General features: G+C 64.8%; 28 protein-coding genes. 19 read left to right on the forward strand and 9 right to left on the reverse strand.

All coding sequences use genetic code 11. The annotated features are described in order from the left end of the window. Positions 1-10 precede the first annotated feature (10 nt). The 4 genes from MB84_RS15655 to MB84_RS15670 are packed head-to-tail and all read left to right on the forward strand — an operon-like array spanning position 11 to position 2,053. Positions 11-460, forward strand: coding sequence for a type II secretion system protein (locus MB84_RS15655; RefSeq protein ID WP_046293874.1), 450 nt, complete (start codon positions 11-13; stop codon positions 458-460). 8 nt (positions 461-468) lie between these two features. After that, the gene (locus MB84_RS15660; RefSeq protein ID WP_052653447.1) at positions 469-987 is read left to right on the forward strand and encodes a type II secretion system protein; all 519 of its coding nucleotides are present in this window, start codon (positions 469-471) and stop codon (positions 985-987) included. Further along, positions 974-1,579 (forward strand): type II secretion system protein, encoded by a 606-nt coding sequence (locus MB84_RS15665; RefSeq protein ID WP_157122749.1) that lies wholly within the window; start codon positions 974-976, stop codon positions 1,577-1,579. The genes MB84_RS15660 and MB84_RS15665 overlap by 14 nt, the downstream gene beginning before the upstream one ends. 6 nt (positions 1,580-1,585) lie before the next feature. Next, positions 1,586-2,053, forward strand: a complete 468-nt coding sequence (locus MB84_RS15670) for a lytic transglycosylase domain-containing protein (RefSeq protein ID WP_046292438.1) — start codon at positions 1,586-1,588, stop codon at positions 2,051-2,053. 49 nt (positions 2,054-2,102) lie between these two features. Here the strand turns inward: MB84_RS15670 and MB84_RS15675 are convergent, their stop codons facing one another. Together MB84_RS15675 and MB84_RS15680 are read right to left on the reverse strand one after the other, a co-directional pair. Then, entirely contained in the window at positions 2,103-2,645 is a 543-nt protein-coding gene (locus tag MB84_RS15675; RefSeq protein WP_046292439.1) for a cytochrome b, read from the reverse strand. Further along, positions 2,642-3,742 (reverse strand): catalase family peroxidase, encoded by a 1,101-nt coding sequence (locus MB84_RS15680; RefSeq protein WP_046292440.1) that lies wholly within the window; start codon positions 3,740-3,742, stop codon positions 2,642-2,644. The genes MB84_RS15675 and MB84_RS15680 overlap by 4 nt, the downstream gene beginning before the upstream one ends. Positions 3,743-3,946: 204 nt before the next feature. Here MB84_RS15680 and MB84_RS15685 point away from each other — a divergent pair, with 204 nt between their 5' ends. The 7 genes from MB84_RS15685 to MB84_RS15715 all read left to right on the forward strand — a co-directional run bounded on the left by MB84_RS15685 (position 3,947) and on the right by MB84_RS15715 (position 10,433). Then, complete coding sequence (locus MB84_RS15685; protein ID WP_046292441.1) at positions 3,947-4,510, forward strand: RNA polymerase sigma factor; 564 nt, start codon at positions 3,947-3,949, stop codon at positions 4,508-4,510. Beyond that, on the forward strand, positions 4,507-5,367 hold the full coding sequence (locus MB84_RS15690) for an anti-sigma factor family protein (protein WP_046292442.1): 861 nt from the start codon (positions 4,507-4,509) through the stop codon (positions 5,365-5,367). The genes MB84_RS15685 and MB84_RS15690 overlap by 4 nt, the downstream gene beginning before the upstream one ends. A 122-nt stretch (positions 5,368-5,489) precedes the next feature. Beyond that, on the forward strand, positions 5,490-6,518 hold the full coding sequence (locus MB84_RS15695) for an acetamidase/formamidase family protein (RefSeq protein ID WP_046292443.1): 1,029 nt from the start codon (positions 5,490-5,492) through the stop codon (positions 6,516-6,518). 94 nt (positions 6,519-6,612) lie between these two features. Then, a complete protein-coding gene (locus tag MB84_RS15700) occupies positions 6,613-6,834 on the forward strand; it encodes a XapX domain-containing protein (protein WP_046292444.1) in 222 nt (73 codons plus the stop codon). A gap of 45 nt (positions 6,835-6,879) precedes the next feature. Further along, positions 6,880-7,071: a DUF1427 family protein gene (locus MB84_RS15705; protein WP_046292445.1), complete on the forward strand. Its 192-nt coding sequence runs from the start codon at positions 6,880-6,882 to the stop codon at positions 7,069-7,071. Between the two features lie 92 nt (positions 7,072-7,163). Then, the gene (locus tag MB84_RS15710) at positions 7,164-9,542 is read left to right on the forward strand and encodes an acetamidase/formamidase family protein (protein WP_046292446.1); all 2,379 of its coding nucleotides are present in this window, start codon (positions 7,164-7,166) and stop codon (positions 9,540-9,542) included. Between the two features lie 57 nt (positions 9,543-9,599). Beyond that, positions 9,600-10,433 (forward strand): AraC family transcriptional regulator, encoded by an 834-nt coding sequence (locus MB84_RS15715; RefSeq protein WP_046292447.1) that lies wholly within the window; start codon positions 9,600-9,602, stop codon positions 10,431-10,433. Here MB84_RS15715 and mnmH read toward each other — a convergent pair. From mnmH to MB84_RS15735, 4 genes are read right to left on the reverse strand one after another with little or no spacing between them, the layout of a single operon-like run. Next, complete coding sequence (mnmH, locus tag MB84_RS15720) at positions 10,369-11,472, reverse strand: tRNA 2-selenouridine(34) synthase MnmH (protein ID WP_046292448.1); 1,104 nt, start codon at positions 11,470-11,472, stop codon at positions 10,369-10,371. The two genes, MB84_RS15715 and mnmH, sit on opposite strands and share 65 nt — an antisense overlap. Further along, on the reverse strand, positions 11,469-12,158 hold the full coding sequence (locus MB84_RS15725) for a hypothetical protein (protein ID WP_052653451.1): 690 nt from the start codon (positions 12,156-12,158) through the stop codon (positions 11,469-11,471). The genes mnmH and MB84_RS15725 overlap by 4 nt, the downstream gene beginning before the upstream one ends. Positions 12,159-12,182: 24 nt before the next feature. Continuing rightward, positions 12,183-13,709, reverse strand: coding sequence for a glycosyltransferase family 2 protein (locus MB84_RS15730; protein WP_084009822.1), 1,527 nt, complete (start codon positions 13,707-13,709; stop codon positions 12,183-12,185). 8 nt (positions 13,710-13,717) lie between these two features. After that, a complete protein-coding gene (locus MB84_RS15735; RefSeq protein WP_046292449.1) occupies positions 13,718-14,329 on the reverse strand; it encodes a cytochrome b in 612 nt (203 codons plus the stop codon). Between the two features lie 288 nt (positions 14,330-14,617). Here MB84_RS15735 and MB84_RS15740 point away from each other — a divergent pair, with 288 nt between their 5' ends. Together MB84_RS15740 and MB84_RS15745 are read left to right on the forward strand one after the other, a co-directional pair. Continuing rightward, positions 14,618-15,442: an isocitrate lyase/PEP mutase family protein gene (locus MB84_RS15740; RefSeq protein WP_046292450.1), complete on the forward strand. Its 825-nt coding sequence runs from the start codon at positions 14,618-14,620 to the stop codon at positions 15,440-15,442. Between the two features lie 180 nt (positions 15,443-15,622). Continuing rightward, positions 15,623-16,432 carry a class II aldolase/adducin family protein gene (locus MB84_RS15745; RefSeq protein ID WP_046293879.1) on the forward strand — a complete coding sequence of 270 codons (810 nt, stop codon included), beginning with the start codon at positions 15,623-15,625 and terminating at the stop codon, positions 16,430-16,432. Between the two features lie 10 nt (positions 16,433-16,442). On the opposite strand, the gene MB84_RS15750 is transcribed toward MB84_RS15745, so the two are convergent. After that, positions 16,443-17,369 (reverse strand): LysR substrate-binding domain-containing protein, encoded by a 927-nt coding sequence (locus MB84_RS15750; RefSeq protein ID WP_046292451.1) that lies wholly within the window; start codon positions 17,367-17,369, stop codon positions 16,443-16,445. 120 nt (positions 17,370-17,489) lie between these two features. Further along, positions 17,490-18,878: an MFS transporter gene (locus MB84_RS15755; RefSeq protein WP_046292452.1), complete on the reverse strand. Its 1,389-nt coding sequence runs from the start codon at positions 18,876-18,878 to the stop codon at positions 17,490-17,492. A 532-nt stretch (positions 18,879-19,410) separates the two neighbouring features. Between MB84_RS15755 and MB84_RS15760 the strand changes: the two genes are divergently transcribed. The 6 genes from MB84_RS15760 to MB84_RS15780 all read left to right on the forward strand — a co-directional run bounded on the left by MB84_RS15760 (position 19,411) and on the right by MB84_RS15780 (position 25,460). Next, the gene (locus tag MB84_RS15760; RefSeq protein WP_052653453.1) at positions 19,411-21,240 is read left to right on the forward strand and encodes a CPBP family intramembrane glutamic endopeptidase; all 1,830 of its coding nucleotides are present in this window, start codon (positions 19,411-19,413) and stop codon (positions 21,238-21,240) included. A gap of 103 nt (positions 21,241-21,343) precedes the next feature. After that, entirely contained in the window at positions 21,344-22,015 is a 672-nt protein-coding gene (locus MB84_RS15765; RefSeq protein ID WP_046292454.1) for a DUF1345 domain-containing protein, read from the forward strand. A 258-nt stretch (positions 22,016-22,273) separates the two neighbouring features. Beyond that, on the forward strand, positions 22,274-23,662 hold the full coding sequence (locus MB84_RS15770) for a cytochrome ubiquinol oxidase subunit I (protein ID WP_046292455.1): 1,389 nt from the start codon (positions 22,274-22,276) through the stop codon (positions 23,660-23,662). Next, the gene (cydB, locus tag MB84_RS15775) at positions 23,653-24,651 is read left to right on the forward strand and encodes a cytochrome d ubiquinol oxidase subunit II (protein ID WP_046292456.1); all 999 of its coding nucleotides are present in this window, start codon (positions 23,653-23,655) and stop codon (positions 24,649-24,651) included. The genes MB84_RS15770 and cydB overlap by 10 nt, the downstream gene beginning before the upstream one ends. Continuing rightward, positions 24,635-24,844: a hypothetical protein gene (locus MB84_RS29945; RefSeq protein ID WP_052653456.1), complete on the forward strand. Its 210-nt coding sequence runs from the start codon at positions 24,635-24,637 to the stop codon at positions 24,842-24,844. Before cydB ends, MB84_RS29945 begins: the two co-directional genes overlap by 17 nt. A gap of 145 nt (positions 24,845-24,989) precedes the next feature. Then, positions 24,990-25,460 carry a YbhB/YbcL family Raf kinase inhibitor-like protein gene (locus MB84_RS15780; RefSeq protein WP_245725385.1) on the forward strand — a complete coding sequence of 157 codons (471 nt, stop codon included), beginning with the start codon at positions 24,990-24,992 and terminating at the stop codon, positions 25,458-25,460. A 120-nt stretch (positions 25,461-25,580) separates the two neighbouring features. Here MB84_RS15780 and folE read toward each other — a convergent pair whose 3' ends face one another. Then, positions 25,581-26,147 carry a GTP cyclohydrolase I FolE gene (gene folE, locus MB84_RS15785; RefSeq protein WP_046292458.1) on the reverse strand — a complete coding sequence of 189 codons (567 nt, stop codon included), beginning with the start codon at positions 26,145-26,147 and terminating at the stop codon, positions 25,581-25,583. Positions 26,148-26,452 lie beyond the last annotated feature (305 nt).

Raw genomic sequence — 26,452 nt, forward strand, 5'->3', positions numbered from 1 at the left:
CGGCTTCACGATGATCGAGCTGCTGGTCACGCTCGCCATCATGGCGATGCTGGCAACGCTCGCCGTGCCCGTATCGCAACTGGCCGTGCAGCGTCGTCAGGAGCAGGAACTCGCGCGCGATCTGCGCGAGATCCGTCACGCCATCGACGCTTACAAACGCGCGTGGGACACCGGCCATATGGAAAAAAAGGCGGCGGAAACGGGCTATCCCCCCTCGCTCGAAGTGCTCGTGCAGGGCGTGCCGGATATGCGAGATCCGAAGCGCAAGCGTCAATACTTCCTGCGCCGCATTCCGCGCGATCCACTCAACAACGACGACTCGCTCACCAATGCGCAGACGTGGGGCAAACGCAGCTACGCCAGTCCGCCTGATGCGCCCGCCGAGGGCGACGACGTCTACGACGTCTACACGCTGTCGCAGGGTGTGAGCCTGAACGGCGTGCCTTACCGTCTCTGGTGATCCCCGCCATGAACCTGCTTGCGAAAACGCACCTTCGGCACACGCGTCGCCCGCGCGGCTTCACGCTGATCGAATTGCTCGTCGTGCTGGGCATCATCGCGACATTGGCCACGCTCATGATCCCGAACTATGTGCCCGCGATTACGAAGGCGAAGAACACCGTCCTCACCGAGAATCTGCGCACGCTGCGCCGCGTCATCGATCAGTTTTACGACGACACGGGCCACTATCCCGTCAGTCTCGCCGAGCTGGTCGAGCGCAAGTATCTGCGGGCGGTGCCCATCGACCCCGTGACGGGCAGCGACACCACCTGGATCACGATGACACCCGCCGAGAATGCGGCGCAGGACCCGAGCGCACAGATCCTCGCGACGAGCCGTTCGGCACAGGACGCGTTGCGCTTCGGGGCGTCCACGCCCACGCCGCCCGCCGGAGCGATCCCGGTCGTCGAGGACAAAGGCATTTGCTGCGTGAAAAGCGGTGCGACCGGGACCGACCCGGCGGGCAAGGCGTATGCGGACTATTGATCGCCCTGCGCGCAAACGCCACGGACGCCACAGCCTTCGCGGCCAGCACGGTTTCACGTACGTGGGCTTGCTGATTCTCGTCGCGGTGCTGGGACTCGTCGGTGCGATGACGATCCGGGTCGGCGCGCTATGGCAGCGTGCCGCCCGCGAAGCGCAACTGCTGGAGATCGGCGCGCAGTTCAGCGACGCGCTGCGCGCCTACGCCGACGCGACGCCCGCCGGGCAGTTGCCGCAACCGCCGAATCTGGCCGCACTGTTGCTCGACCCGCGCTTCCCGACACCGCACCGGTACTTGCGCAGGATCTTCGCGGATCCGATGACCGGCAGCACGGACTGGGGCGTCACGTATGTGACGACCGGCAAGGGCGTGCTTGAGGTGTATAGCCGCTCGTCCGCCACGCCGCTCAGGACAGCGCACTTCGACGAACAGTTCGGCACGTTCTCCGGCACGACGCATTACTACGACTGGCGCTTCTCTGCGGCCACGGCGACGCCGGACGTCATGCCGTCGATACCCACGCCCGACCCGGCGTCTGGCCCCGGCGCGACGCCTCCACTCCCTCCACCCCTTCCATCCATTCCGCCCTTTTGACGATTCATGCGCCCGAGCCTCCGAGCGACCGTAGTCGCCAGTCTGACTGCGGCAGCCCTCACCACGAACGCACCCGCATTCGCCGACTGCTTCGACGATGCGGCAACCTATCACCACGTGAGCGCCGACGTGCTGCGCGCCATCGCATGGGAAGAGTCGAACAACCGCGCGGATGCCCGCCGCACCAACACCAATGGCTCGGTCGACTACGGTCTCATGCAGATCAACTCGGTGCATCTGGACACACTGGCGCGCTTTGGCATCGGCACCGAGGACCTGATGGTGGCGTGCAAGAGCGTGTACATCGCGGCGTGGCATCTGCAACGTCAGATGGCGAAGTACGGCAACACATGGGCGGCCATCGGCGCTTACCACTCGGCCACCCCGGCTCTGCGCGACGCATACGCCTCGCGCATCGCGGCCAAACTCAATGCACTCAAGGACGCTCGCGAGGCAAAGCAAGGCCGACGTTGATCCCGTGTCGACGAGGCGCACCATCGCACCCCGTCGCACCGCATGCCCATCAGCGACGATGCCCCCGCGCCATGCTGGAGAAAACACCGTCGCGCTTGATGAGGCCGTGCATCAGCGCCGCTGCGAGATGCCCGATCACAAGCGCGAACAGCGCAAACGCCAGCCACGTGTGCATCGCGCGCAACACGGCAAACAGGCGCGCATCCGCCGACACCAGCGGCGGCAGATGATAGGCACCGAACAACGTCACGGGATAGCCGCCAGCGGACACCATGGCCCAACCGATCAATGGCATCGCGAGCATCAGCGCATACAGCAGCAGATGCGACGCTTTTGCAATCGTCTGCTGCATCGGCGGCACGCTGTCGGGCAACGGCGGGCTGCCGCGCCCGATACGAACGATGATGCGAATCAGGACCAGCGCGAGGATCACGATGCCAAGCGGCCGGTGCAGCGCGATCAGCGTGGTGTGCGCCTGCGTGAGCGTGCTGACCATGATGACGCCGATAAACAGCATCGCGAGCAGGGCAATCGCCATGCTCCAGTGCAACCAGCGCTGAACGGGACTGAAGTGAAGAGGGGGACGATTCATCGCGAACGAGCCTCCTGAGTCGTGTTGGCTTGCGGTGCATCGGGAGCACCGTTCAACGCTTCTTCGCGCGTGCGGCGCTTGTACGACAGCGCGTACGCCGCCGAGCGTGCAGCGAGCAGCGGATCGCCCGACGGCTCGATACCGGCGGGCAGAATCGTCGGATCGAAATTGACGTCGCGGCATGCGCCGTCGTCTTGCGACGCCGCGCGCGTCAGCACCAGCGTGCCCGCATCGATCTGCTTGCGCGAGGCTGGCCATTGACGTGTGGCATCGTCGGTCGGGTCGCCCGGATCGGCCACGCTCACCACCAGATGCCAGCGCACCGGCCCCTGCTTCAGGCGCTCGTACAACTCGCCCGCGAGGTAGTTGGCGCCGCCCTTCTCCTTGTCGGTGACGGTTTCAAAGGGCAACTCCGGCTGCATCGACCAGCGCACCGCCGTGCGTTGTCCGTTGGCGTCGACGAAATAGAACGCGTTGATACCGTAGTACGCCGCGTTGGCATAGCTCGACGACGGCGGATGCCCCGTGACCCAGTCGCGGAACGGCTGCGTGTCGGGGTGCGCGGCAAAGAACGCCTGCAACTTCGCCGGATCGGGCTTGCCGGTCGCCGGATCCGGGCGCGACGCATCGAGCTGCGCGTAGAACTCGTCCGGTGTGCGCACGGCAAACAGCGGCGTCGTGTTCATGCCGGTGCGCCATTGCTGGCCGTCGGCCAGCGTAAACATCAGCGCCATGCTGCGAATCGGCACGCTGTTGTCCGAGGCGGTCGGGTTCGGCCCGGGAATCGCGAAACGGCCGGTCACCGGGGTGCGTCCGGGGGCGAAGACGAGCGCCTTCGATCGCGACGACGCCCCTCCATTACTCTCGAAATAGCCGTCCACGCACAAGCCCTTTGCATGATTGCGACGGAAGCCCTGGTGAATGCCGCCGTTCGACTCGAACGTGTCGATGACGGTATGGGCGCTCAGACGCTGCGGTGTAAGCCACCCGGCAGCGTAGGCAAAGCCGCCCGCGAGCAGGCCGACGACGGCGACGATGGCCGCCGCCCGACAAGGCACGCAGATGGCGCGAGGATCGGACGAAGAAGGTTCGGTCACGAATGGGGCTCCTTGTGATGACGTCCCGGGGGCAGGTTGCCGGATGAGCAGATCGGTGGAAACACGAGCGTCTTCACGGTAAAACACATCCGCGCCGCCCTTATTCCGTCGTCGCCGGTTTTATTTTCGTTTTCATGGAATAAGCAGGCAGATACGCGTGTTGACCCGTTATGGCACGGCTCACCGCATTCGATCTCTGACGGCATGGATATTCGCGACCAGCTCTATCATCACGTCCCGCGTCTGCGGCGGTATGCCCGCGCGCTCACGGGCAATACCGAGCTGGCCGACGACCTGGTGCAGGACACCCTGGAGCGCGCCCTCTCCCGCCACACGATGTTCGAAGCGGGCACGGACGCCCGCGCATGGCTCTTCACCATCATGCACAACCTGTTTCTCAATCAGCAGCGCCGCGCGCCCGCGCAGGCGGCCCATGTCTCGCTGGACGAAACCGACCTCATCGAGCGCGACGTCGGTCATGCGTGCGTCCGGACGACGACGCCCGACCCCGCCCGCCGTCTCGAAATCCGCGATCTCGACGAGGCGCTGCGCCATCTCCCCGACGAGCAGCGGGCCGTCGTCCTGCTCGTGGGTCTGGAAGACATGAGCTATGCGGATGTCGCCACCACGTTGCGCGTGCCGATCGGCACCGTGATGTCGCGGTTGTCGCGCGCTCGGCAACGGCTGCGCGATCTTATGGCTGGCGAAATGACGTCCGGGCCGTCCGCGAAAACTGGACCGTCAGCCAAACTCAAGGTGGTGCGATGAACGAACCCAACCGCCCTATCGACGACAACGAACTGCACGCGTACGTCGACGGAGAATTGCCCCCGCAGCGTCGTGCAGAACTGGACAACGCCCTCGCCACCGACCCGGCACTCGCGGCGGCCGTGAGCGAACTCGTCGCCCTGCGCCGCGCGCTGCACGAGCGCTACGACGATGTGCTGGACGAACCGGTACCGCCCCGGCTGCAACGTCCGGCAGACGTGCAGGCGCAGATGTCGCGCAGCAAAACCGCCGCCAACTGGCCCCGGTTCGCCGGGCTGGCCGCCGCGCTGGTCGTCGGCATCGGCATCGGCGTTCAGGGCAACCGCCTCTGGTCGGCGCGGCAGACCCATGCGTCCGCCATCGCCATGCGCGAGGCTGCGCCGTCGCGTACCGCCGCCACCGACGGCGCAGCACGGTTCGCCCGACGCGCCGCCATCGCGCACGTCGTCTACATGCCCGAGATTCAGCGGCCTTCGGGCATGGATGGGGCGTCCGAAGCCCGTTTCTCCAGGTGGATCGCAAGCCGTCTGGAAACCGCCGCGCAAGCGCCGGACCTGTCCTCGCGGGGCTTCCACCTGAGCGGCGGGCGTGTGCTGCCCGACAGCGATGAACACGTCGTGCAGTACATGTATCGCAACGACGCGGGCGAGCGCGTGACCGTCTGCATCTCACCGGTCGGTGTCGAAGGACAGCCCGCCGCGTTCCGATTCTATGAGGACGGCCCGGTCAGGGTTTTCTACTGGGTCGACAAGACGTTCGGCTATGCGATCTCGGGCGGCATCGACCGCGCGACGCTGACGGGCCTGTCGCAGGACGTCTACGCCGCGCTGGAGGCAGGTGGGACGGGTAAACGTTAGTTCCTCCCAGCAATAGAGAAGGTGGCAAACGCTCCTAATCGTGCGTTTTTGTCGGGCACTACCATGACTTCACCGTGAACAGTGTTTGCGGGCAGTCAGACAAAAACTCTAGGAGACATGGCATGCTTCACGACCTCCCCGCACGGCCCGACACGGTGCACTGGGGCTACTTCAACGCGACGCACCCCCCCGCCCTGACCATCAAGAGCGGCGATTTCATTCGCGCCGAAGCGGTCACCCATCATGCGGGCGACGCGCCCGACCTGATGATGGACGACGCCGTACGCGCCATCTACGACAAGATTCCCCACGAAGACCGCAACCCGGGCGTGCACATCATGACCGGCCCGATCTACGTGGAAGGCGCGAAGCCGGGCGACATGCTCGAAGTGCGCTATCTGCAGATGATTCCGCGCTTTCGCTTCGGCGCGAACGTCGCCGCACACTGGGGGCAGCTCTACGACGACTTCCAGAAGGAGCGTGTGACCATCTACGAACTCGACAACAGTTCGAACACCGCGCACGCCCTGTTCGCGTTCGACTATCCGGGCAAGCTGACCACGCCGGGCAAGGTTGTGGACCATCGCGAATGCTGCAAGCAGCCTGCGCTCGCCGGTGTGCGGGTGCCCGTACGTCCCCACCTCGGCACGGCGGGTGTCGCGCCCGACGCGCAAGGCCGCGTGAGTACGGTCGAGCCGGGGCTGCATGGCGGCAACATCGACAACTGGCGTATCGGTGCCGGGGCGACCATGTACTACAAGGTGCAGGTCGACGGTGGCCTCTTCTCCATCGGCGACCCGCACATCTCGCAGGGCGACGGCGAAATCAGCGGCACGGCCATCGAGGCGTCGCTCAACGTGCTGTTCCAGGTGGTGCTGCGCAAGGACTTCGAATTCCCGTCGCCGCTGCTGGAGACGCCCGACTGCTGGATCGTTCACGGCTTCCATCAGGATCTGGACGAAGCGGGCAAGAACGCCGCACGCGACATGATCAAGCTGCTCACCGAGCAACAGGGCCTCTCGCGCGACGACGCCTACTCGCTCATGAGCGTGGCGGCCGATTTCGGCGTAACGCAGGTCGTCGACGGCACGCAAGGGGTGCACTGCACCATGCCGCGCGGCATGTTCCCGCCCAAGTCGTCCAAGGCCTGAGCGCTCCGGCTGCCTGCCCGGTGCGCCCGGTAGTCAAGGGGGCGCCGTGCCGTGCCCGGCATTTCATGTTGTCTCTTCATCGGGAGACGCTTCCATGCAATACGTCTATGTCGGGCGCAACGAGCTTGTCGCCCTGATCGTCGGTCTGGTCACGGGCACACTGTACTCGTGGCTCAACCTGCCGATTCCCGCCCCGAATGTGCTCGGCGGCATCTTCGCCATCATCTTCACGTACCTCGGCTATCTGATCGTGAATCTGTGGCGTCGCTCAGTCACGTTCGGACGTCCGCCCGCCGAAGTCTCGGCACGGCGCTGAACACCCGTCCTGCTAACTCGTCCGGCCGCTCCTGAGGAGGTTGTCATGGTAGAAATCACGCTTGGCGCGACGGAGTTGCAGGCGGCCGCCGTCGGACTCGTGACCGGAGTGCTTTACACCGGCGTACGCGCGCCGATTCCGGCCCCTAACGTCCTCGGCGGCATCTTCGCCATTGTCGGCACGTTCATCGGCTTCGCCTTCGTGGCGGCGATGCGCGGGCAGTTGCACTTTGGCTGACGCCCTTGCACTATTGACGTTCGCCCCGTCGCCGCGCGTCGACATGCGCTGCGACGGGGTGTCGTCGTTGTCATTTCTGATGGAGGCAGGACGTGGATCGTGCGCATTTCTCAACGGAATCCTATGCCCAGGACCAGCGCGGGCCGGCATGGCAGGCGCGCCTGCTCGACGCCCGTCTGCACTTTCGTCCACCACCGGCCGGAGAACCGCTGCACGGCACGTTGCTTACGCATCGCACGCCCGCCGGTATCGAACTCTCGGTGATCTCGTCCACGCCGCAAACCGTATCGGCACGCGCAGGCGGTGAGCGCGGCTTTCTGCTCGTCATGCTGCTCGACGGGCAGATGACATTGGCCAGCGCGGGCGCACTCGATGGCGAGACGCTGGCCGCTGGCGACATCGCGTGCATTCCGGGCGCGCAGAGCGCCGACCTCATCGCCCGCACGCCGTTCCGACTGATCTCGGTACACGTGCGTCAAACGCTGATCGCACCGCGACTGGGCAGCGCGCCGCCGGTGCAGACGTGCAAGTTGCCCGACAGCGTGTCGCGTCTGTTCGGCGCGCTGCTCGGCGGACTCGCCATGCAACTCGACGCGATGCAAGATGCCGACCCGCACGCGCTCGAACCCATCGAGAATGTGATTCTCGAATGTCTTGCCTCGGCGCTCGCGGCGGCCAAGCCGCAGGCAGCACCCCATCTCTCGAGCTCGCGCGGCATCGTGTTCACGCGCATCTGTCACCGCATTCAGGCACGTCTGGCCGAGCCGGATCTGTCGCTGTGCGCCATCGCAAAAGACGAACATGTATCGGATCGCTATCTGCGCAAGCTATTCGAAGACGCGGGTCAGAGCTTCTCGTCCTACCTGCGCAACAGTCGTTTGCAGCGTTGTCACGCGGACTTGCAGAATCCGGCGTACGACCAGTTGTCGGTGTCGGACATCTGCTACCGCTGGGGCTTCAACGATCCGTCTTACTTCAGTCAGGCATTTCGCGAGCGGTTCGGCCTATCGCCCAAGGCCAGCCGCGATCAGGCACTGCGTTCCCGTGCGCTGCCGGAACGGGCGCGCATCTCGCGCGGACACCCCGACGTGCCTGCCGGGCTGGCGCATCGAACGAACATCGGTCCGACCGCGGCGATGGCCCTCACGGAACACGACGCGACGCCCGGCAGCGCCGCTCGTCCCCCGCTGCCGCATGACGCCGGACAGCACCACTATCTGCGCGCGACGCGCGACTCGGTGCATTGGGGGTATCTCAGTCACGATCTTGCGCCAGTGCTCACCGTCGCCTCGGGCGACACCGTGACCGTCGAAACGCTGACGCAGCATGCGACCGACGACTGGGAACGCATGATTCGGGGCGATCCGGGCGCGGAGAGTGTGTTTCACTGGACGGCGACGCAGAAGAACGTGGACCGGCGCGGCGCGGGACCGATGGACGCCTCCGTCTACGGACGCGGCGCGGGCGAAGGCTTCGGCGTGCATATCTGTACCGGCCCCATCGCCATTGAAGACGCCATGCCGGGCGACGTACTCGAAGTCCGCATTCTCGATCTGCTTCCCCGACCGAGCGCGAATCCCGAGTTCGCGGGCAAGGCGTTCGGCAGCCACGCATCGACGTGGTGGGGCTTTCACTATCAGGACATGCTCACGTTGCCGCGCGAGCGAGAAGTCGTGACGGTGTTCGAGATCGATTGCCATGACCACCGTGACGATGCGGAAGAAGGCACCGATGTAGCCCGCGCCATCTACAGCTTTCGCTGGACGCCGCAACAAGACCCCTTCGGCGTGGTTCATCCGACTATCGACTATCCCGGCGTGCCGGTCGATCACACCCGTATCACCAAGAATTTCCGGACGCTGAAGAACGTCGAGATTCCGCTGCGCCCGCACTTCGGCGTGATGGCCGTCGCGCCTGCGCAGGACGGTCTGATCGATTCGATTCCGCCGTCGAGCTACGCGGGCAACCTCGATAACTGGCGCGTGACGCGCGGTGCGAGCGTCTTTCTGAAAGTCGCGGTGCCGGGCGCACTGCTCTCCATTGGCGACCCGCACGCCTCGCAGGGCGACGCCGAACTCGGTGGCACCGCCATCGAATGCTCGCTCACGGGCAACATTCAACTGGTGCTGCACAAGAAGGCGGCCATCGAGGCACACGCACCGTACGCCGATCTGACCTATCCGCTGGTCGAGACGCCGACGCAATGGATCATCCACGGCTTCAGTTCGCCCAACCATCTGGCCGAGCTGGGGCAGAAAGCGCAGAGCCAGATCTATATGAAATCGACGCTCGACAGCGCCTTGCGCGACGCCTTCCTCAAGGCGCGTCGCTTTCTCATGCAGGTCAAGCGCCTGACCGAAGACGAAGCCACCACGATTCTTTCGGTGTCCGTCGATTTCGGGGTGACGCAGGTCGTCAACGGCAACTGGGGCGTGCACGCGATTATTCGCAAGGGGATGTTCAACGACTGAAGAAAATCGCAAAATCGGCAAATCGCCTGTGGCTACATTGGCGTCCAAGGAGCGCAAATGAAACCCCAGACCCGACTGAGATACGCCGAACGCATGGAGCCTGTGCTCCGCTGGCTGGCCGACCATCCGGAAAACGACCCGGACCTGCACCATCTGGCCGAGCTGGCGTGTCTGTCGCCGTACCACTTTCATCGTGTCTACCGCGCGTTGCTCGGTGAGACGGTGAACAATTCGGTGCAGCGCATTCGCATGCACCGTGCGGCGATCGCCCTGTCGGGCTCTGAGGACTCGATGCGCGTTGTGGCGTCGCGTGCCGGCTATGCGTCGGACGCTGCGTTCAACCGGGCCTTCGGTGCGTTCTTCGGCATCCCGCCGGGACGCTACCGCGACGCCCGCTCCGGACCCATCGATCCTCAGGAGCCCGCCATGTACCCGATCTCAGTCGAATCGTTTCCCGCCACCACCCTCGCCGTACTCCGTCACCAGGGCGACTATCAGGGCATCGGCCCCGTGTTCACGCGCGCCTTCATGCTCGCCGCTGCACAGGGCCTCGCTCACCCGGACGCTACCGGCTTCGGCGTCTACTTCGACGACCCGGAGCAGATCCCCGTCGCCCAATTGCGCTCGCTCGCGGGCATGTCGGTGCCCGCCGATGCGACGATCGGCGGCGATCTGGAGCGCTTCGAGATTCCCGCAGGCAGGTGCGCCATGCTGACGTACACCGGGCCGTACAACGAGATGAGCAAGCCTTATCAGTGGCTGTTCGCGCAGTGGCTGCCCGCCAGCGGGCTGGAGCCAGCCGACTTCCCGATGTTCGAGCAGTATCTCAACGATCCCCGCTCGACGCCTGCGGCGCAGCTTCAGACCCGCATCTGTCTGCCGGTGAAGTAAGCGCAAGCAAGGCCTGCGCTTGCACGCGCAGGTCTTGTGCCGTCGGATGGAATTCGAACGGTATCGCCTTCGCCAGCCCTTGCAGCAGCTTGCGTGAGCTACGCGTGTAGGCCGGGTCGTAATGGCGCGTGATCAGCGCTTCGGACAACTCGCGCTGCTGCCCGTTGTCGAGCAACGTCAGCCATTGATCGACCACCGCCTTGCCATGCAACTCGACGAGGCGCAGCAACTGCGCGCGGAAATGCGCCGGCCGCATCAGCAGGTGGCCGTACTCCTGCGTCAGTAGTTCGACACGCTCATCCACGCTCACATTCACTTCCACGCATCGCGTCGTGCCGCGTATCGACGTCATCAGCGAATCGGGCAAGGTGATGAGTCCGATCCTGCGGCTTTCCGCTTCGACGAACACCGGACGCGTCGCGTCGAAGCCGCGCAGTACCCCGACAAGCGACGTGTCGAACGACTTCTGCGATGGCTGCGGGGCGTCCGGCATTGCGCCGAGGAGCGATCCGCGATGCACGGCGAGGCCTTCCAGATCGAGGGTCTGTGCGCCAGCGTCCGCGAGCGCATGCAGCAGACGCGTCTTGCCGCTGCCCGTGTGACCGGCAAGGACGATGTAGTCGAGCGTGGGCGGCAACGCCGCCAACGACGCCACGACATCGGTGCGGTAGGTCTTGTAGCCGCCCTCGAGCTGACGCGCGCGCCAGCCGATCATGTTCATCATCAGGGTCATGGCCCCCGAGCGCATGCCGCCACGCCAGCAATACACGAGCGGCCGCCAGTTGCGCGGCCGGTCGGCAAATAGCGTGTCGAGATGCTTCGCGATGTTGCGCGCGACCATGGCCGCGCCTTCGCGCGAGGCGTCGAACGGCGAGACCTGCTTGTACATCGTGCCGACGATGACGCGCTCCTCGTTGCTGAGCACCGGCGCGTTAATCGCGCCCGGGATATGGTCGTCGGCGAATTCGAGCGGTGTACGGACATCGATGATTTCATCGAACTCGGCGACACTCGCGAGCGGCACACGCAGATGGTTCATCGGGCCCCCGCTGTCAGTGCTGCCGGTTGCCCGCAATGCTTGCCGTAAGGCGTGCGCGTCGTCGCCTGCGCTTGCGCGTCGACGTCGAGGCTCGCGCGCACTTTGGCCGCCCGGTCGATGATGCGGGTGGCCGCCTCCGCATCGCCCGGACTGCCCGCACCGCCCGCACCGCCCGCACCGCCTAACGCCAGCGCATAATCGTCGAGCAATTCGGCGTAGGCGAACGGCACTTTGCGCGCCGCCTCCAACCGGTCGAGCATGCCGAGCGCCCGGCCGAAGTATTTTGCGGAAGCCGCGAACTGACGTTGCGCGAGCGCGAGACGGGCCAGTTCGACCAGCGCCGGATAGCGGTATCGCGCCGTGAGGATATCGAGGTCGTACGCCTGGCTAAGCTCGCGCTCCGCTTCGGCGTAGTAGCAGGTCACGCCCAGCGCGCGCCCGTAGTCGAAGTGCATGGCCGCGCGTTGCGACGCCGGCCAACCGGACTGGTCCGCCACGAGCACCGCCTGCCCGAAGGCCCGGCGCGCGCCGTCCCAGTCGCCACGCACCTCGGCCGCGCCGCCTTGCGCAGCGTAATCAGGGCCGGACGCCTTCGGTGCAGGTGTGCTGCACCCCAGCGCGCCCATCAAGCCCATCACGCCGCCCAGTGCGCACACCATCGCCAACCACGTCGAAGATCGAATCATCAGGGAAAGGAAACTGCCGGAAAATCATCTGTCGCGGGACACCTCCGCCCCGCGCTCGCCCGACAGGATACCTCGTCGCACCTGAACGCCCCAACGCTGACGCCCGGTGAGGAAGTGCCCCCACCCCATCGCCGCGCCCGTGTGACGCATCAACTGGAACGAAAACGGCTCCAGCACGGCGGCGACGAACGCCAGCCCGAGGCTCGTGCCGGTGCGGTGTCCGGTCCAGCGGCGATAGGCATGCACCGACCACAGATGAAAGCCTAGATCGATGACGATCTTGCCCAGAATGATCCCGGAGACCGGCAGCACGACGCCGTAATGGCCTTCGCAGACGAACGTCACCAGCAGCGCAAAGGCCGTCAGCCCGTAGATCGGCTGGAGCGTATCGAACGCCTTGACCGGCAACATCCAGCGACCGAGGTTACCGTAGCGGCCGTTGCCGACCATATCGCGATACCAGTACTGCGTCTGGAGAAAGCCCGCGAACCACCGACGGCGTTGACGCAGGAAGCTCGTCAGCGTGCCCGGCGCATCGGTGATCGCCTGCGCGCCGCCCACGACGCGCACTTCCCAGTCGAGCGAATGCGCGACCGAATAGCGGCGCAGACGGTGAATCAGTTCGTAGTCCTCGACCAGACACGCGGGATCGAAGCCGCCCACGGCCAGCACCGCGTCGCGACGCAAGCACGCAAACGCGCCGGAGATCAGCAACAGCCCGTCCGCACGCGTCCAAGCGAAGCGGGAGATAAAGTTGCGGATGTACTCGTACGTCTGGAAGAACTGCAAGACGCGTGCGCTCATGGTGTCGCCACACACTGGCGTCAGCACGCCGGTGGCAGCCACCAGACGCGGGCGACGGGCGAAGGCATCGTGCATGGCGGCGCACGCACCGGCATCGAGCAATGTGTCGGCGTCGACCGTCATCACAATGTCGGTCTCCATGCCGACGAGAGCCGCATTGAGCGTCTTCGCCTTGCCGCCGTGCGGCACGCGCAGCCATCGCAGGTTCGGATAGCGGGTGCTGGGTGCGCTCAGACGGCCGACACCCGGGTCCACCAGACCGTACTCGCTGGTGAGCAAGGCGACGGTGCCGTCGTGCGAACCGTCGTCGGCGATGACGATGGCGTCGGGCACGCGGCGCCCGGCCATCAGCGCGCGCAGCGTCACCGGCAGCGCCGCCGCTTCGTTGTGCGCTGCGACCACCACGCCGAGCGTGAGACGCTTCGACACGGCGTCGGCAGCGCCGCCCAACGTCTCGTCCGGATCGGGACGCATCAGACGCCACGCCTGCCAGAAGACGAACGTCAGCAAAAAGGTATCGTAGACGACATACGCCACGCCCGTGCCCCACGCGAAAACACCCTTGAGGAAAAACGCCTGTGCAAAAAGCAGGCACCACAGCACGGCCACGCCGGTGTGCACGAGCCAACTGGCGAGCGGCGTCGGAGGCAAAGTGAAGCGTGGCGAATGCTGCTCTCGCAATGCATCGAGCTGCGCGACGCCCGTCTGGATGTCGGGGCTTGTGTTCGGGTTCACGTCGGTGTTCATTGCGTCGCTCACGGCAGCATCCGGCCGATGACCGGGTGGCGGTCGATCCACTGATGCTTGAGCGCACCGCCAATGTGCAACGCCAGCAGCGCGTAGAGCAGATAAGCGCAATAGGTGTGGACGTTGCCCAGCACCTCGTGCCAGTAGTCCTTGCTCGCGTCGCTCATGGCCATCAGAAAGCCCATGCGCGGGAACGGCACGACACCGAACAGCACCAGCGGATGTGTCGACGCCGCCACCCACGCCGAGTCGTGCGCCCAGCCCGAGAGCGGCATCGCGAAAATCAGCACGTACAGCAGCCAGTGCACGAGATGCGCCGCAGCGCGTTCCCACGACGCGAAGACATGCGAGAGTTCGGGCGGACGGTGCGTCACGCGCCACAGAATGCGCAGGATCGCGAGACCCAGCACCGTGATGCCGACAGACTTGTGCAGATCGATCCAGAAACGTACGTCGATCTTCTCCAATGTGGCGTCCGGCAGCAAGGCAATCGTCTGACCGATCGCGACGTTACCGAGCATCAGCAACGCCACCGCCCAATGCAGCAGCATGGCGACGCGTGTGTACTTGGGGTCTTCATACAGGGCGATGCGAGGCTTTTGCGCCGGCGCGGATGACATGGAGGGGGGCAAGGAATTCACGTTTGACGTCCTGAAAATGCACTGAAAGATGATTGCATAACGCCAGTTGAAGCGCACTTATTCCCGCATTGCCGCAAAAATGTTGTTACCGGACATTACCCCGGCTTTTGACGGCGTGCACGGCGCCCATCCACGAAAACCGTCTGCCGGTCGACATTTGCGTTTCACTCGCCATTGTCTGTCTTGCGAGGCCGTCATAAAACCGCGATGATCGGGCATTCCGTGTGCAGCGAGCGATCGACTGTGCCGCCCTCAGGAGACAATCCCATGCCACGCAGCACCGCCGAAAAACGCGCCGCGTTTCGCGAACTTCACCTTGCCGGCTGCTTTGTGATCCCGAACCCATGGGACGCGGGCAGCGCGCGCTATCTCGAACACGCCGGATTCCAGGCCATTGCGTCGACCAGCTCGGGCTTTGCGTGGTCCACCGCGCGCCCCGACAACGGTGTGACGCGCGAGCTCGTGCTGGCGCATCTGCGCATGCTGGTCGAGGCCACCGACCTGCCGGTGAATGCCGACTTCGAAAGCGGCTTCGGCGAGACGCCGGACGACGTCGCGCAGAGCGTCAAGCTGGCGGTGGCGACTGGCGTAGCCGGTTTGTCCATCGAAGACACCACGGGCGACGCCAATGAACCGCTCTTCCCGCTCGACGAAGCGGTCGCACGCATGAAGGCCGCACGTCGCGCCATCGACGAAACCGGCGGCGATACCTTGCTCGTCGGTCGTGCAGAGAACTTCTTTGCAGGTGTGCCCGATCTTGACGACGCCATCCGACGGCTACAAGCCTATGCCGAAGCGGGGGCGGACTGCCTGTATGCGCCGGGCATCCAGTCCGAAGCCCAAATCCGTGCCGTGGTGGCCGCAGTCGCGCCCAAACCCGTCAACATGCTGATCGGTGCGACGTCGCCTTTCACGTTGCAGGCGCTGGCGAGTCTCGGCGTACGACGCGTGAGCGTGGGGGGTGCGCTCGCCCGCTCGGCGTGGGGCGGCTTCATGCACGCGGCGCAGGCGCTGGCCGAAGGCCGCTTCGATGGCTTCGACGGCGCGGCCAGCGGCGCAACGCTCAACGGCCTGTTTCGTCAGGGCGAGTGAGCAAGAGGAGGCCTGAATCACACGATGGCGCGGCGAGTCGATATCCAGTGACTTTTCGTCGATGGACGTTGCCGTGCACGTCCGGAGACAATGCCCCGTCAGCCGATGCCCCCGCGACGCGACGCCATTCGGGGCGCGCCGACGACAGCGGGCACGGCGTCCCCCTTCGACGGAGCGCCCATGAATTCCCCGCACAATAGCTTTGCCGCCTTCGCCATCCCCACACCGCTCGGCGCGCCACTGCCAAAGCCCCGCGTATTCGAAAGCGTCGAAGAAGAGCGCGTCGACCGGAAGCTGCGGCTGGCGGTCGCGTTCCGCATCTTCGCGCGCTTCGGGCTGGCCGAAGGTATCGCCGGGCACATCACCGTGCGCGACCCCGAGTTCCACGACCGCTTCTGGGTCAATCGCTACGCACAGCACTTTTCGTCGATCCACCCGGACGACCTGATTCTCGTCGACGAGGCCGGTGGCCTGCATCACGGCGAAGGCCCGGTCAACGCCGCCGCCATGGCGATCCACGCCGGGATCCACGCCACGCTGCCCCATGTGACGGCCGCCGCGCACACGCACACCACGCACGGGCGCGCCTTCTCTGCGCGCACGCGCGAACTCTCCCCCATCAATCAGGAAGCGTGTCTGTTCTACGACGATCACGTGCTGTTTCGCGGCGACGTGCTGGTGCTCGGTGCCGACGAAGGACGCCGCATCGCGCAGTCGATGGGCCACAAGCGCGCGGCGGTACTGCTCAATCATGGCTTGCTGACGGTCGGCTCGTCGGTCGACGCCGCCGCCTATCGCTTTCTCGCGATGGAGCGTTGCGCGCAAGTGCAGTTACTCGCCGAAGCGGCCGGCCCGCTGGAAGTCCTCTCCGACGCCGAAGCCCGCGAGGTCTTCCGTCTGCTCGGTTCGGACTACGTCGCATGGCTCGGGTATCAGGGCCTCTACGAGCAGGTGCTGCGCGAGCACCCGGACCTGATGTCGGCACGTTGAAGACGACTGTCTACCGGCGTTCGGCGAGATATCGGTCGACGGCGTTGCGTAGCCACGCATCGAACTGGCGCAACGGTGCCCAGTCGCGACGCTGCGCAGGATAGGAGAAGTAGATGGTCTGTGGGTTGGCGAGTGTGTGCGCGTGCGCTTGCACCAACGCGCCGCTCACCATTTCGCGCTCGATTAACACGCGCGGCAGCAGGGCGACGCCCAGCCCGGCCACCGCTGCGTTGATCGCCATCACGAACATGTCGTAGCGCTGCGCACTGCGCTGTGGCTTGATGTCGGCAGCGTTCGCACCGTCTTGCAGACCTTGCGAGGCGAACCAGTCGTCCCACGCGCGCGGCAGGTCGCGCGGGCAAATCCATGAGTGCTCGGCAATCTGCTCGAGCGACAACGACGCCCTCCCGTCAAGCAGACGTGGTGCAGCCACCAGCACGAGCGAATCGTCGGTGACGAGCGCCGTACCGGGCATGCCGGGCCATAGGCGCGTGCTGAAGTAGATCGCGGCGTCGAACGCAGAGTCGTCGAAGAAGACGGGCTGATCGCGCCCGAGAATATGCAGACGCACGTCGCGTGTGTTCGCGTAGAAGTCGTCCAGTCGTGGAATGAGCCACTGCGCGGCAAACGTCACACCGACGGCGATTTCCAATTCGGTCTCTCGCCCCTGCTGCACGACGTCCAGCGTATCGCGGCGAATCTGATCGAGATGCACACGAATGCGTTTGGCGTATTCGGCCCCGGCAGCGGTGAGCACGAGCCGTTGCTTCACCCGCTCGAACAACGGCACGCCCAGATGCTTCTCCAACTCCCCGACCCGCTTGCAGACGGCGCCGTGCGTGAGCGCAAGCTCTTGGGCCGCGGTGGCGAAGTTCTGGTGACGGGCGCTGGCCTCGAAGGCCTGCAACGCCGAGAGGCTGGGAACGCCCAGACGCATGACGACTCCTGCGGGAAAACGATGTTGCCCGACAGTCTATGCGAAGCCGCGCGCGCAAACAAAACAGCCCGTCGAGCCGAGGCATCGACGGGCCGCAAGCGATTCATCAGCAAATCGCACTTACTCCACGTGCGCCACACCGCCCGCGAGGACCGCACCGCCGGGCACCTCCTTGGGCAGCGCCCACGACATCCAGTGCGTGCGCAGCACGACAACCAGCAAGAACGCGAGCGCGGCCAGCGCACCGAAGGTGGCGAACCCCATCTGATAGCTACCCGTCGATTCCTTGGCGATACCCATGATGACCGGCAGATAGAAGCCGCCGATACCGCCCGCCGCACCGATGATGCCCGACATCAGGCCCGTCTTGCCTTGCCAGCGTTGCGGCACGAGCTGGAACGTGGCACCGTTGCCGAGACCGAAGCACAGGTAGACCAGCACCAGCAACGCAATGCCCGCCCCTTGCGGCGGCATCCATGCGGCAAACACGAAGTCGATGACGGAGATCGCTGCGAGCAATAGCACGAGCGCGCGCACGCCGGAAATGCGGTCGGCCACCAGACCGCCGATGGGACGCACCAGCGCACCGAGGAACGCGAGCAGCGACATGAACAGACCCGCTTCCAGACGCGGCATGCCGTAGAGCGAAATCAGCAGCGTCGTGACATAGGACGACATGCCCACGAAGCCACCGAAGGTGATGCTGTAGACGAGCATGATGACCCACGTGTCGCGCTCGCCCAGCACACCGCGATAGTGACGCGGCAGCACGGCGATGGCGAGCAGCGCGCCCAACACCGGCAGCAACAGCACCCCGGCCTTGCCTTCGCCGAAGGCGCCCGCGTGCACGCACAGCACCAGCGCTATGAGACCGAACACGGTGATGAAGAAGCTTGAGAACGCGCGCGGCGCACTGCCCGACTTCACGCCCTGATCCTTCGCCCAGAACACCAGCGCCAACGCCGCGAGCGCCAGCAACGGGAGCGCCGCACCGGCCGCGTGTGCCCAGCCGTAATGCTCGGCCAGCCCGGGGAACATGAAACCGTCGAGTACTGCGCCGACGTTGCCCGCCGCCGCAAGACCGAGCACAAGCCCCTGCACCTTCGGCGGATAGTTGCTGCCTGCCATGGGCAGCGCCACGGCGAAGCTTGCACCGCCGACACCGAGGAACACGCCGAGCACGAGCAACAGCGTGTACGACGGGGTGCCCGGCATCAACAGCAGCACGACCGACGGAATGGCCGAGAGCGTCAGCCCCATCAATGCGATTTTGCGACCGTCACAGGCTTGATAGAGATTGCCCAGCGTGACGCGCAGAATGGCTGCGCCCAGCACCGGCACCGCGACGAGGAAACCGGTCTGCGCGGGCGTCATCGCAATGTCCTTGCCGATGAACGGGGCCAGCGGGCCGAGCATCACCCAGACGGTGAAACCGGTGTCGAAGTAGAGAAAACACGCAACCAGCGCGCGCCAGTTGCCACTTTTCAACGATTGCGTGAGCGTGCTCATGGATAGCCTCGTGTTCGTGTGCCGAAAAAAAGGCGTCCCGAAGCCGTGCATCCATGAACGGACGCGTGGCTTCGGGACGCCGTTGCCCCGAAAACCCCGCGTTTGCGGGGCCCTGCATGCGGTGCAGAAAATTCGCTTGTCTTCCACTCAGCCGTCATTGGCCTTATGCAATCGTTAGCAAGTGGCGTGCCAAGTGGGTGTCGCGTACGAAGGAGATCGGCGCGAAGGTCCTTGCGACGGGGCTTTCAGGGATATCGAAGGTGTTACTGAACGTGTTCGCGCAAGCGATGGGATGGAAAAACCCGAACGCAGCGGATGACATCGCAACGGGCACAATGCCGCATCGCGATGCGGCGGCGCACCATTAGCGTGCGTCGTCCTGCTGATCGGACTAGGTGTTCGGACAAACGGGTGACCGTTTCCGAATGGCCGGTCCATTACAGTTCAGGCACTATCCGACCGTTAAGCCACTGAGCCTGACTGTTTGCGCTGCGGCGGTCGGCAAGAACAACAACATTCCGGGAAATCTCGCGTGTCTCGCTTCTTTCTTTGTCTGACGCTGGCGGTACTCGGCCTCCTGCCGCTCTCCCCCGCCTTCTCTGCGTCTTCGGCCACCGGTGCCTCCCCGGCAAGCAACCCGCTGCTCAATCAGCAAGGGATGATGCAACGTGTCGACGACGCCTCTTACGCCAAGTACCGGGAGATCGTCGCCACATTCGACGCCGCCATCCGTGCGCAGCAGGGCGACGTAGCACTTGCGCTCGCACGCTGCCAGTTCATGCGCAATTACGCGTGGGCCGAAGATCTGCAATGGGCCGAGAAGGCGCAGTCGAACCTGAAGGTCTGTCTGCAGAATCTGAAGGAAAAATTCACCGACGACCCGGAAGTGTCGGTATCGCTGATGGAGAACGTCTACGGCAAAGACGCTGTGGCGCAAGGCGAAGCACTACTGCCCAAAGCCAGGAAGTGGCCAGCGGAGTATCGCGCGCGTCTGCACGCTGCGCTCTCCAATGCGTATCAAGGCACTCAGGACAAACGCAACGCCGGTGTTCAGGCCGTAGAAGCGGCAGAACTGTCGCCCGACACCCCTGTGTTGCTCACCGCCGTGCGGCATCTCGCCACCACCGGCGAGAAGACGGAAGCACGACGACTGCTGATGGATGCCCCCACACCGAAGTTCGTCTGGCAAGCCACCAGCCGCATCAACACTGCGCTCGACGTGCTGCCAGGCCCCACGGCACGCGATCTGCTGTTGAGGATGCAAACGGCCGGGTTGAAGATCGATCCGTACACCAGCGCTCGCGCCTTCCTTCAGGCCGGTGACGCGGCCAGCGCACAGCGCACGCTCGCCGAGACGAAGCCCGATGCACCGGAGTCGGCGCAGAACCGTGCATTACGACTCTCGGTCGCGCTCGCTGCGCGCGACGGCAAGGCCGCCGCCGCTGCGATCCAGTCGTCGCTCGAATACGACAAGGGCAACCGCTGGCCACTGGCACAGTCGTACGCCGTGCTGATGAGCATCGACCCGGCCGCCGGAATGCGCTTCGCCTTCGCCGGGTTGATGCTCACGCTGCTGAGCGTCGGCCTTTGCATCGTGCTGTTCCCCGGCCTGCTGATGTTCCCGGTGCATTACGTGGGCACGGTGCGCGCGCGCAAGGGGCGGCCGACGCCGCCGCTCTTCGAACGCATCGGCTTACGGCACGCGTGGTATGGACTCGCAGTGCTGTGTCTCACCACATGGGCCCTCCACGCGTTCGTCGTCAGCCAGTCGACGCAGACACATTCGGGCACGGCCCCCGTCATGGACACCCTGCTGCCCAAGCTGGCGCTGACACACTTCGCGACGCTCGGCATCGTCGTCCTGCTGCTGTCGCGCACGATGTGGCGGCTGGGGCGACGTCAGTGGACGAGCTCCGGCGAGTGGAAAGCGCGCTGGTTCATCTGGCCTGCCGCGCTGCTCGCGGTGTCGACGCTCGCCGCCTGGTACCTCGCGCATCACACGACGATGCACAACACCGAATTGCAGGCATGGAACGAGTCCGTCGTGAAAGGCGCGATGCAATTGGGCGGCACGGGTCTGGCGCTCCTGCTGGTCGCCGTCGTCGTGCCGCTCGTCGAGGAATTCGTTTTCAGGGGATGCCTGCTCGGTGGCCTGACCCGGCATATGAGCTTCATCGCCGCCAACCTCTGGCAAGCGGTGATCTTCGCCTGCGTCCACTTCGATGCCAAACACTTTCCGTTCCTCGTGATGTTCGGCCTCACCACCGGCTGGCTCGCCAAAAAGACCAACGGCCTGGCCGTGCCGATCGCCATGCACATGCTCAATAACGCGATCTTTGTGCTGGTGGTGATGTCACGCTGAGCAGGCGGGGCCGAAGCGCGGCCCCATACCGCGCCAGTGCGGCGTGGGCGATAATCGTCGCACTCGCTTGCATTCCCGCCCGGCTGCGGTACGGACATCGCCCATGAACACGAAGCTTTTCCCGCATCTCGTTCGCTTTCACCCGCGACTGCTCGTCGCCATCGCCGTCGGCGTGCTCGCCGGGCTGTTCGTGCAAGTGTTGGTGAGCGGCGAGTTCAGCACCGTCACCCGAATCCTGATCGGCTGGAATGCGGGCGCGTGGTCTTATCTGGCGATGATCTGGTTCATGATGGTCACCGCCCCGAAGCGCAGCATCGAACGCTTTGCCGAACAGGAAGATCAGAGCGCCGCCCTCGTGCTCTCGGTGGTCAGCCTGTCGGCCATCGCGAGTGTGGCCGCCATCGTCCATGTGCTGGCGAGCGCCAAGGCAGGCGGCTCGCATCACGCGTCGGAGCATGTGCTGTTCGCAGCAGCCACGCTTATCGGCGGCTGGTTTCTCGTGCCGACGATCTACACACTCCACTACGCGCGTCTCTACTTCACCGATACCGAAACCCCGTACGCCCTCGCGTGGCCCGACAAGGACTGCGATCCGGATTACTGGGACTTCCTGTATTTCTCGTTCACCATCGCGGTGGCATCGCAGACCGCCGACATCGCCCTGAAATCGCGCCGCATGCGACGCGCTACCCTCGCGCAAGCCATCCTCTCGTTTTTCTTCAATCTGGCGGTCCTCGGCCTGTCGATCAATATCGGCGCCGGGCTGCTCAGTTGAACGTCTGCACGCGCCTGCGTTCGCGGCAGGCGCGTCGCCCTGTGGCATGACGCCGCACCGCCTGCGGACATAAACGCCTTTAAAAACATACAAATAGATCGCACCATTGACGGATCGCATCCCGTGGCAATGCGCCACATGTGACGACTTGTCACGCATGCTGCGTCGCAGCAACGCCTAATATGCATGCAAACAAGTGGTGATATCTCGTTAATTTCACCATACAAGACAGGTTTAATTGCATACATAGAGCGCAACATGACTGCCGTTCCGGATGCCCTCGACCTCGCACGCCTGCAATTCGCGTTCACGGTCTCGTTTCACATCGTTTTCCCCGCCGTCTCCATCGGTCTGGCGAGTTTCATCGCGGTCCTTGAAGGCCTTTGGCTCAAGACCCGTCAACAGCACTATCTGGATCTGTGCCGCTTCTGGTCGAAGGCGTTTGCCGTGTGCTTCGGCATGGGCGTCGTCTCCGGCGTGGTGATGGCCTATCAGTTCGGCACGAACTGGTCGGGCTTCTCCAGTTTCGCCGGTGCCGTCACCGGGCCGTTGTTGACCTACGAGGTCATGACCGCGTTCTTCCTCGAAGCGGGCTTCCTCGGCATCATGCTGTTCGGCTGGAACCGCGTGAGCCCCCGCGCACACTTCGCGGCCACGCTGTGCGTCGCCATCGGCACGCTGATCTCGACGTTCTGGATTCTCGCGTCGAACAGCTGGATGCAAACGCCGCAGGGCTACGAAATCGTCGATGGTCGCGTGGTGGTGTTGTCGTGGTGGGACGTGATCTTCAACCCCTCCTTTCCCTACCGTCTCGCGCACATGAGCATTGCCGCGTTCGTGGTCGCCGCGCTTGTCGTGGCTGGTACCGGCGCATGGCACCTGCTGCGCGGACGCCGCGATCCTGCCGTCAAGACGATGTTCTCGATGGCCATGTGGCTTCTGCTGATCTTCGCGCCGCTGCAAGCATTCGTGGGCGATCTTCACGGCCTGAACACGCGCGAACACCAACCCGCGAAACTCGCCGCCATGGAAGGTCTGTGGGAGACGAAGACGGGGGGCACGCCGCTCAACCTTTTCGGCTGGCCCGACATGGAGGCCGAGACCACACGCTATGCGCTCGAAGTCCCGCATCTGGGCAGCCTGATCCTCACGCATAGCTGGGACGGCGAAGTGCGCGGCCTGAAGGAGTTTCCGAAAGACGAGCGTCCCAACGTGCCGCTGGTGTTCTGGAGCTTCCGCATCATGGTCGGTCTCGGTCTGGCGATGATCGGTGCAGCGCTCGCAGCGCTGTGGCTGCGTCGTCGCGGCACGTTGTTCGCGTCGCGCAACTTCGCCCGTGCGATGTTGCTGCTTTCACCGACCGGTTTCGTCGCTCTGCTCGCCGGGTGGGTGACGACCGAAGCCGGACGCCAGCCGTGGGTGGTCTACGGTGTGATGCGCACAGCGCACGCCATGTCGCCTGTGAGCGCGCAGCAGGTGCAGGTCTCGCTGCTGGTGCTGGTGCTCGCCTACTTCCTCGTGTTCGGCACCGGCGTCTACTACCTGCTCAAGATTCTGCGCGGCGGGCCGGTACTGCCGGGGCAATCGAACGACGACGCATCGCATCCCGCCGCCCCTCAACCCAAGCGAGAACTCTCATGGATCTGACCTTAGCCTGGGCCGCCATCATTGCGCTCGGCCTGTTTCTTTACGTCGTGCTCGACGGCTTCGACCTCGGCATCGGCATTCTCTTTCCGTTCTTCCCCGACGCCCGTGAGCGCGACACGATGATGAACTCCGTCGCCCCGGTGTGGGACGGCAACGAAACGTGGCTCGTCCTCGGCGGCGCGGGGCTGCTCGCCGCGTTCCCGATGGTCTATTCGGTGCTGCTCTCGGCACTCTATCTGCCGCTCGTGCTCATGCTCGTGTGCCTGATCTTCCGTGGCGTCGCGTTCGAGATTCGCGGCAAGTCGCGCCGCACGCGTCAATGGTGGGATCTGGCGTTCATCGGCGGTTCGGCAGGTGCAACGTTCTTTCAGGGCGTAGCCCTCGGCGCTTACCTGTCGGGGATTTCTGTCGAGAATGGCCAGTTTGCAGGCGACGCCTTCGCCTGGGTGACGGCCTTCAATCTCTTCACCGGTCTCGGCCTGCTCGTGACGTACGCCCTGCTCGGCGCGTGCTGGCTGATCGGCAAGACCGAGGGCGATCTGCAACGTCGTGTGCGCGTGGTCGCGTGGCCGCTGACGCTCGCGCTCGTCGCCACGATGGCGGTCGTCTCGCTCTGGACACCGCTGCGCGTCCCACTCGTGGCCGAGCGCTGGTTCGACGGCGAATGGTTCTGGCGCTGTCTGCCGGTGCCGTTCGTGGTGGCGGGGGCGACGTTCGCGATGCGCCGCGTATTGCAGCGCGCGCACGACGCCACGCCGTTCTGGCTCGCCATCGGTCTGGTGTTTCTCGGCTACAGCGGCCTGCTCGTCAGCGCCTACCCGTACGCGATTCTGCCGGGCATCACGCTGTGGGACGCCGCAGCCCCCGACTCCAGCCTGTCGTTCACGCTGTGGGGCGCGGCCTTCATCATTCCTGTGATCCTCGCCTACACGATGCTGGCGTACTGGGTCTTTCGCGGCAAGGTGGCTCACGATGCGCACTATCACTGATCTCGTCCGGCCCGGCGTGCGCCGTCGACGCGAGGCCACGGCGGCAACGCAGACGACGCTGCCGAACGTGCGCACGTCGTGGCAACAACGCCTCACCGGCTGGGGATGGTTTATTGCGTTATGGTGTGTGGGTGTGGCAGGCACCGCACTCCTCGCACTCCCGTTCAAACTCATCATCGCCACGGCCAAATAGGAGCCCGCTTATGAATCGGCTTTCATCTCAGCAAGCAACGCGCACGAAAAGCGTCAAACGCATGACTGGCACTACGTCGCTCCTCTGCGGCCTTCTTGCATGTGCAGGATTTGCCGGAGGGGTCGAGACCGCACATGCAGACGGCATGAGCGTTTCGTCCAGCGCATTTAAAGACGGCGGTTTGCTACCTGCGCAATACGCGGGCGCCAACGAGTGCGGCGGCAAGAACACCAGCCCGCCGCTCGAATGGAAGAATCTGCCGCAGGCCACGCACAGCGTCGTGATCAAGATGACGGACCCGGACGGCGCCAAGGGCGGCGGCGTGGTCCACTGGATCGCTTACAACGTTCCGGCATCGGTGACGTCGCTGGCAGCCGGTGCAGGCAACAAGTCGGGGGACAACATCACCGTCGGCAAGAACATTTCCGGCGCCGAAGCGTATCGCGGTGCGTGCCCGCCAGTGGGCGATACGCCGCATCACTACATCATCACGGTGACGGCGACCGACATTGCGCCGGGCAGCTTGCCGCCGCGCCTCGACGCAGCCGGACTGACGGTAGCGCTTGCCGGTCACACGCTGAACGGGTCGACCATCGTCGCGCAATACGGCCGCTGATCGGCCACAGATTCGGCGCTCGCTTCGCCAAGACGACAAAAAAAACGCCAGCGGGACATTCCGCTGGCGTTCCTCGTACACTGTGCGAACGACGTTCGCCCGGCGCGGCCTTACACGCGATTACTTCTCACGAGCGAGCGCGAGGAATTCCGTGCGCAGCGCCAGATTCGGCTGCAATTCGCCGAGCATCGACGAGGTCACCGTCTCTTCGCCTGCCGTGCGAATGCCACGGCTCTCCATGCACATGTGACGGCACGACACCACGACGCCGACGGCCTTCGGTTGAAGATGCGTCATCAGGGCTTCGGCGACCTGCGTCGTCAGGCGCTCCTGTACTTGCAGGCGACGCGCAAAGCAATCGACCAGACGCGTGAGCTTCGACAGGCCGACGATCTTGCCGTTAGGCAGATAGCCGATGGTCGCCTTGCCGAAGAACGGTGCGAGATGGTGCTCGCAGTGGCTGTACACCGGAATGCCGCGTACCACGATCAGTTCGTTGTATTGCTCGGCCCCGTCTTCGAAGACCTTGAGCACTTCGGCCGGATCCTGGCCGTAACCTGCCGTCCAATGACGCCACGCCTTTTGCACCCGCGCCGGTGTTTCATGCAAACCGGAACGTTCCGGATCTTCGCCGATGTGTTTCAGGAATCGCTTCCAGTCGTATTCGTCGAACGTGTCGTGAGACATGTTCAATCAAGCTCCCATGCATTGGGTCCGGAGCGCTGCGCCGCTATGTCTTGCGCATCCCCCCGCCACCGGACATGTGCGCCCAATAACAGAGAGTCACATCGCACGCATGCCGTTGCCCGGTTGTGGGTCCGGTCCTGAGTGCCCGGACACGGCCCGCCCCGATTGCCGCAGGGCTCGCTTTTGCGATAAGGTCCGACGGACCACCGCAACGCACCAGGCGGGCCGTGTCGGCACTCCCACGCATGCGCGACAGAGCGATGACCCTTGCCACGCCCACAGCGCTTACCGCCATCGCTGTGCTC

The sequence above is a fragment of the Pandoraea oxalativorans genome (genome assembly GCF_000972785.3).
GTDB lineage: Bacteria > Pseudomonadota > Gammaproteobacteria > Burkholderiales > Burkholderiaceae > Pandoraea > Pandoraea oxalativorans.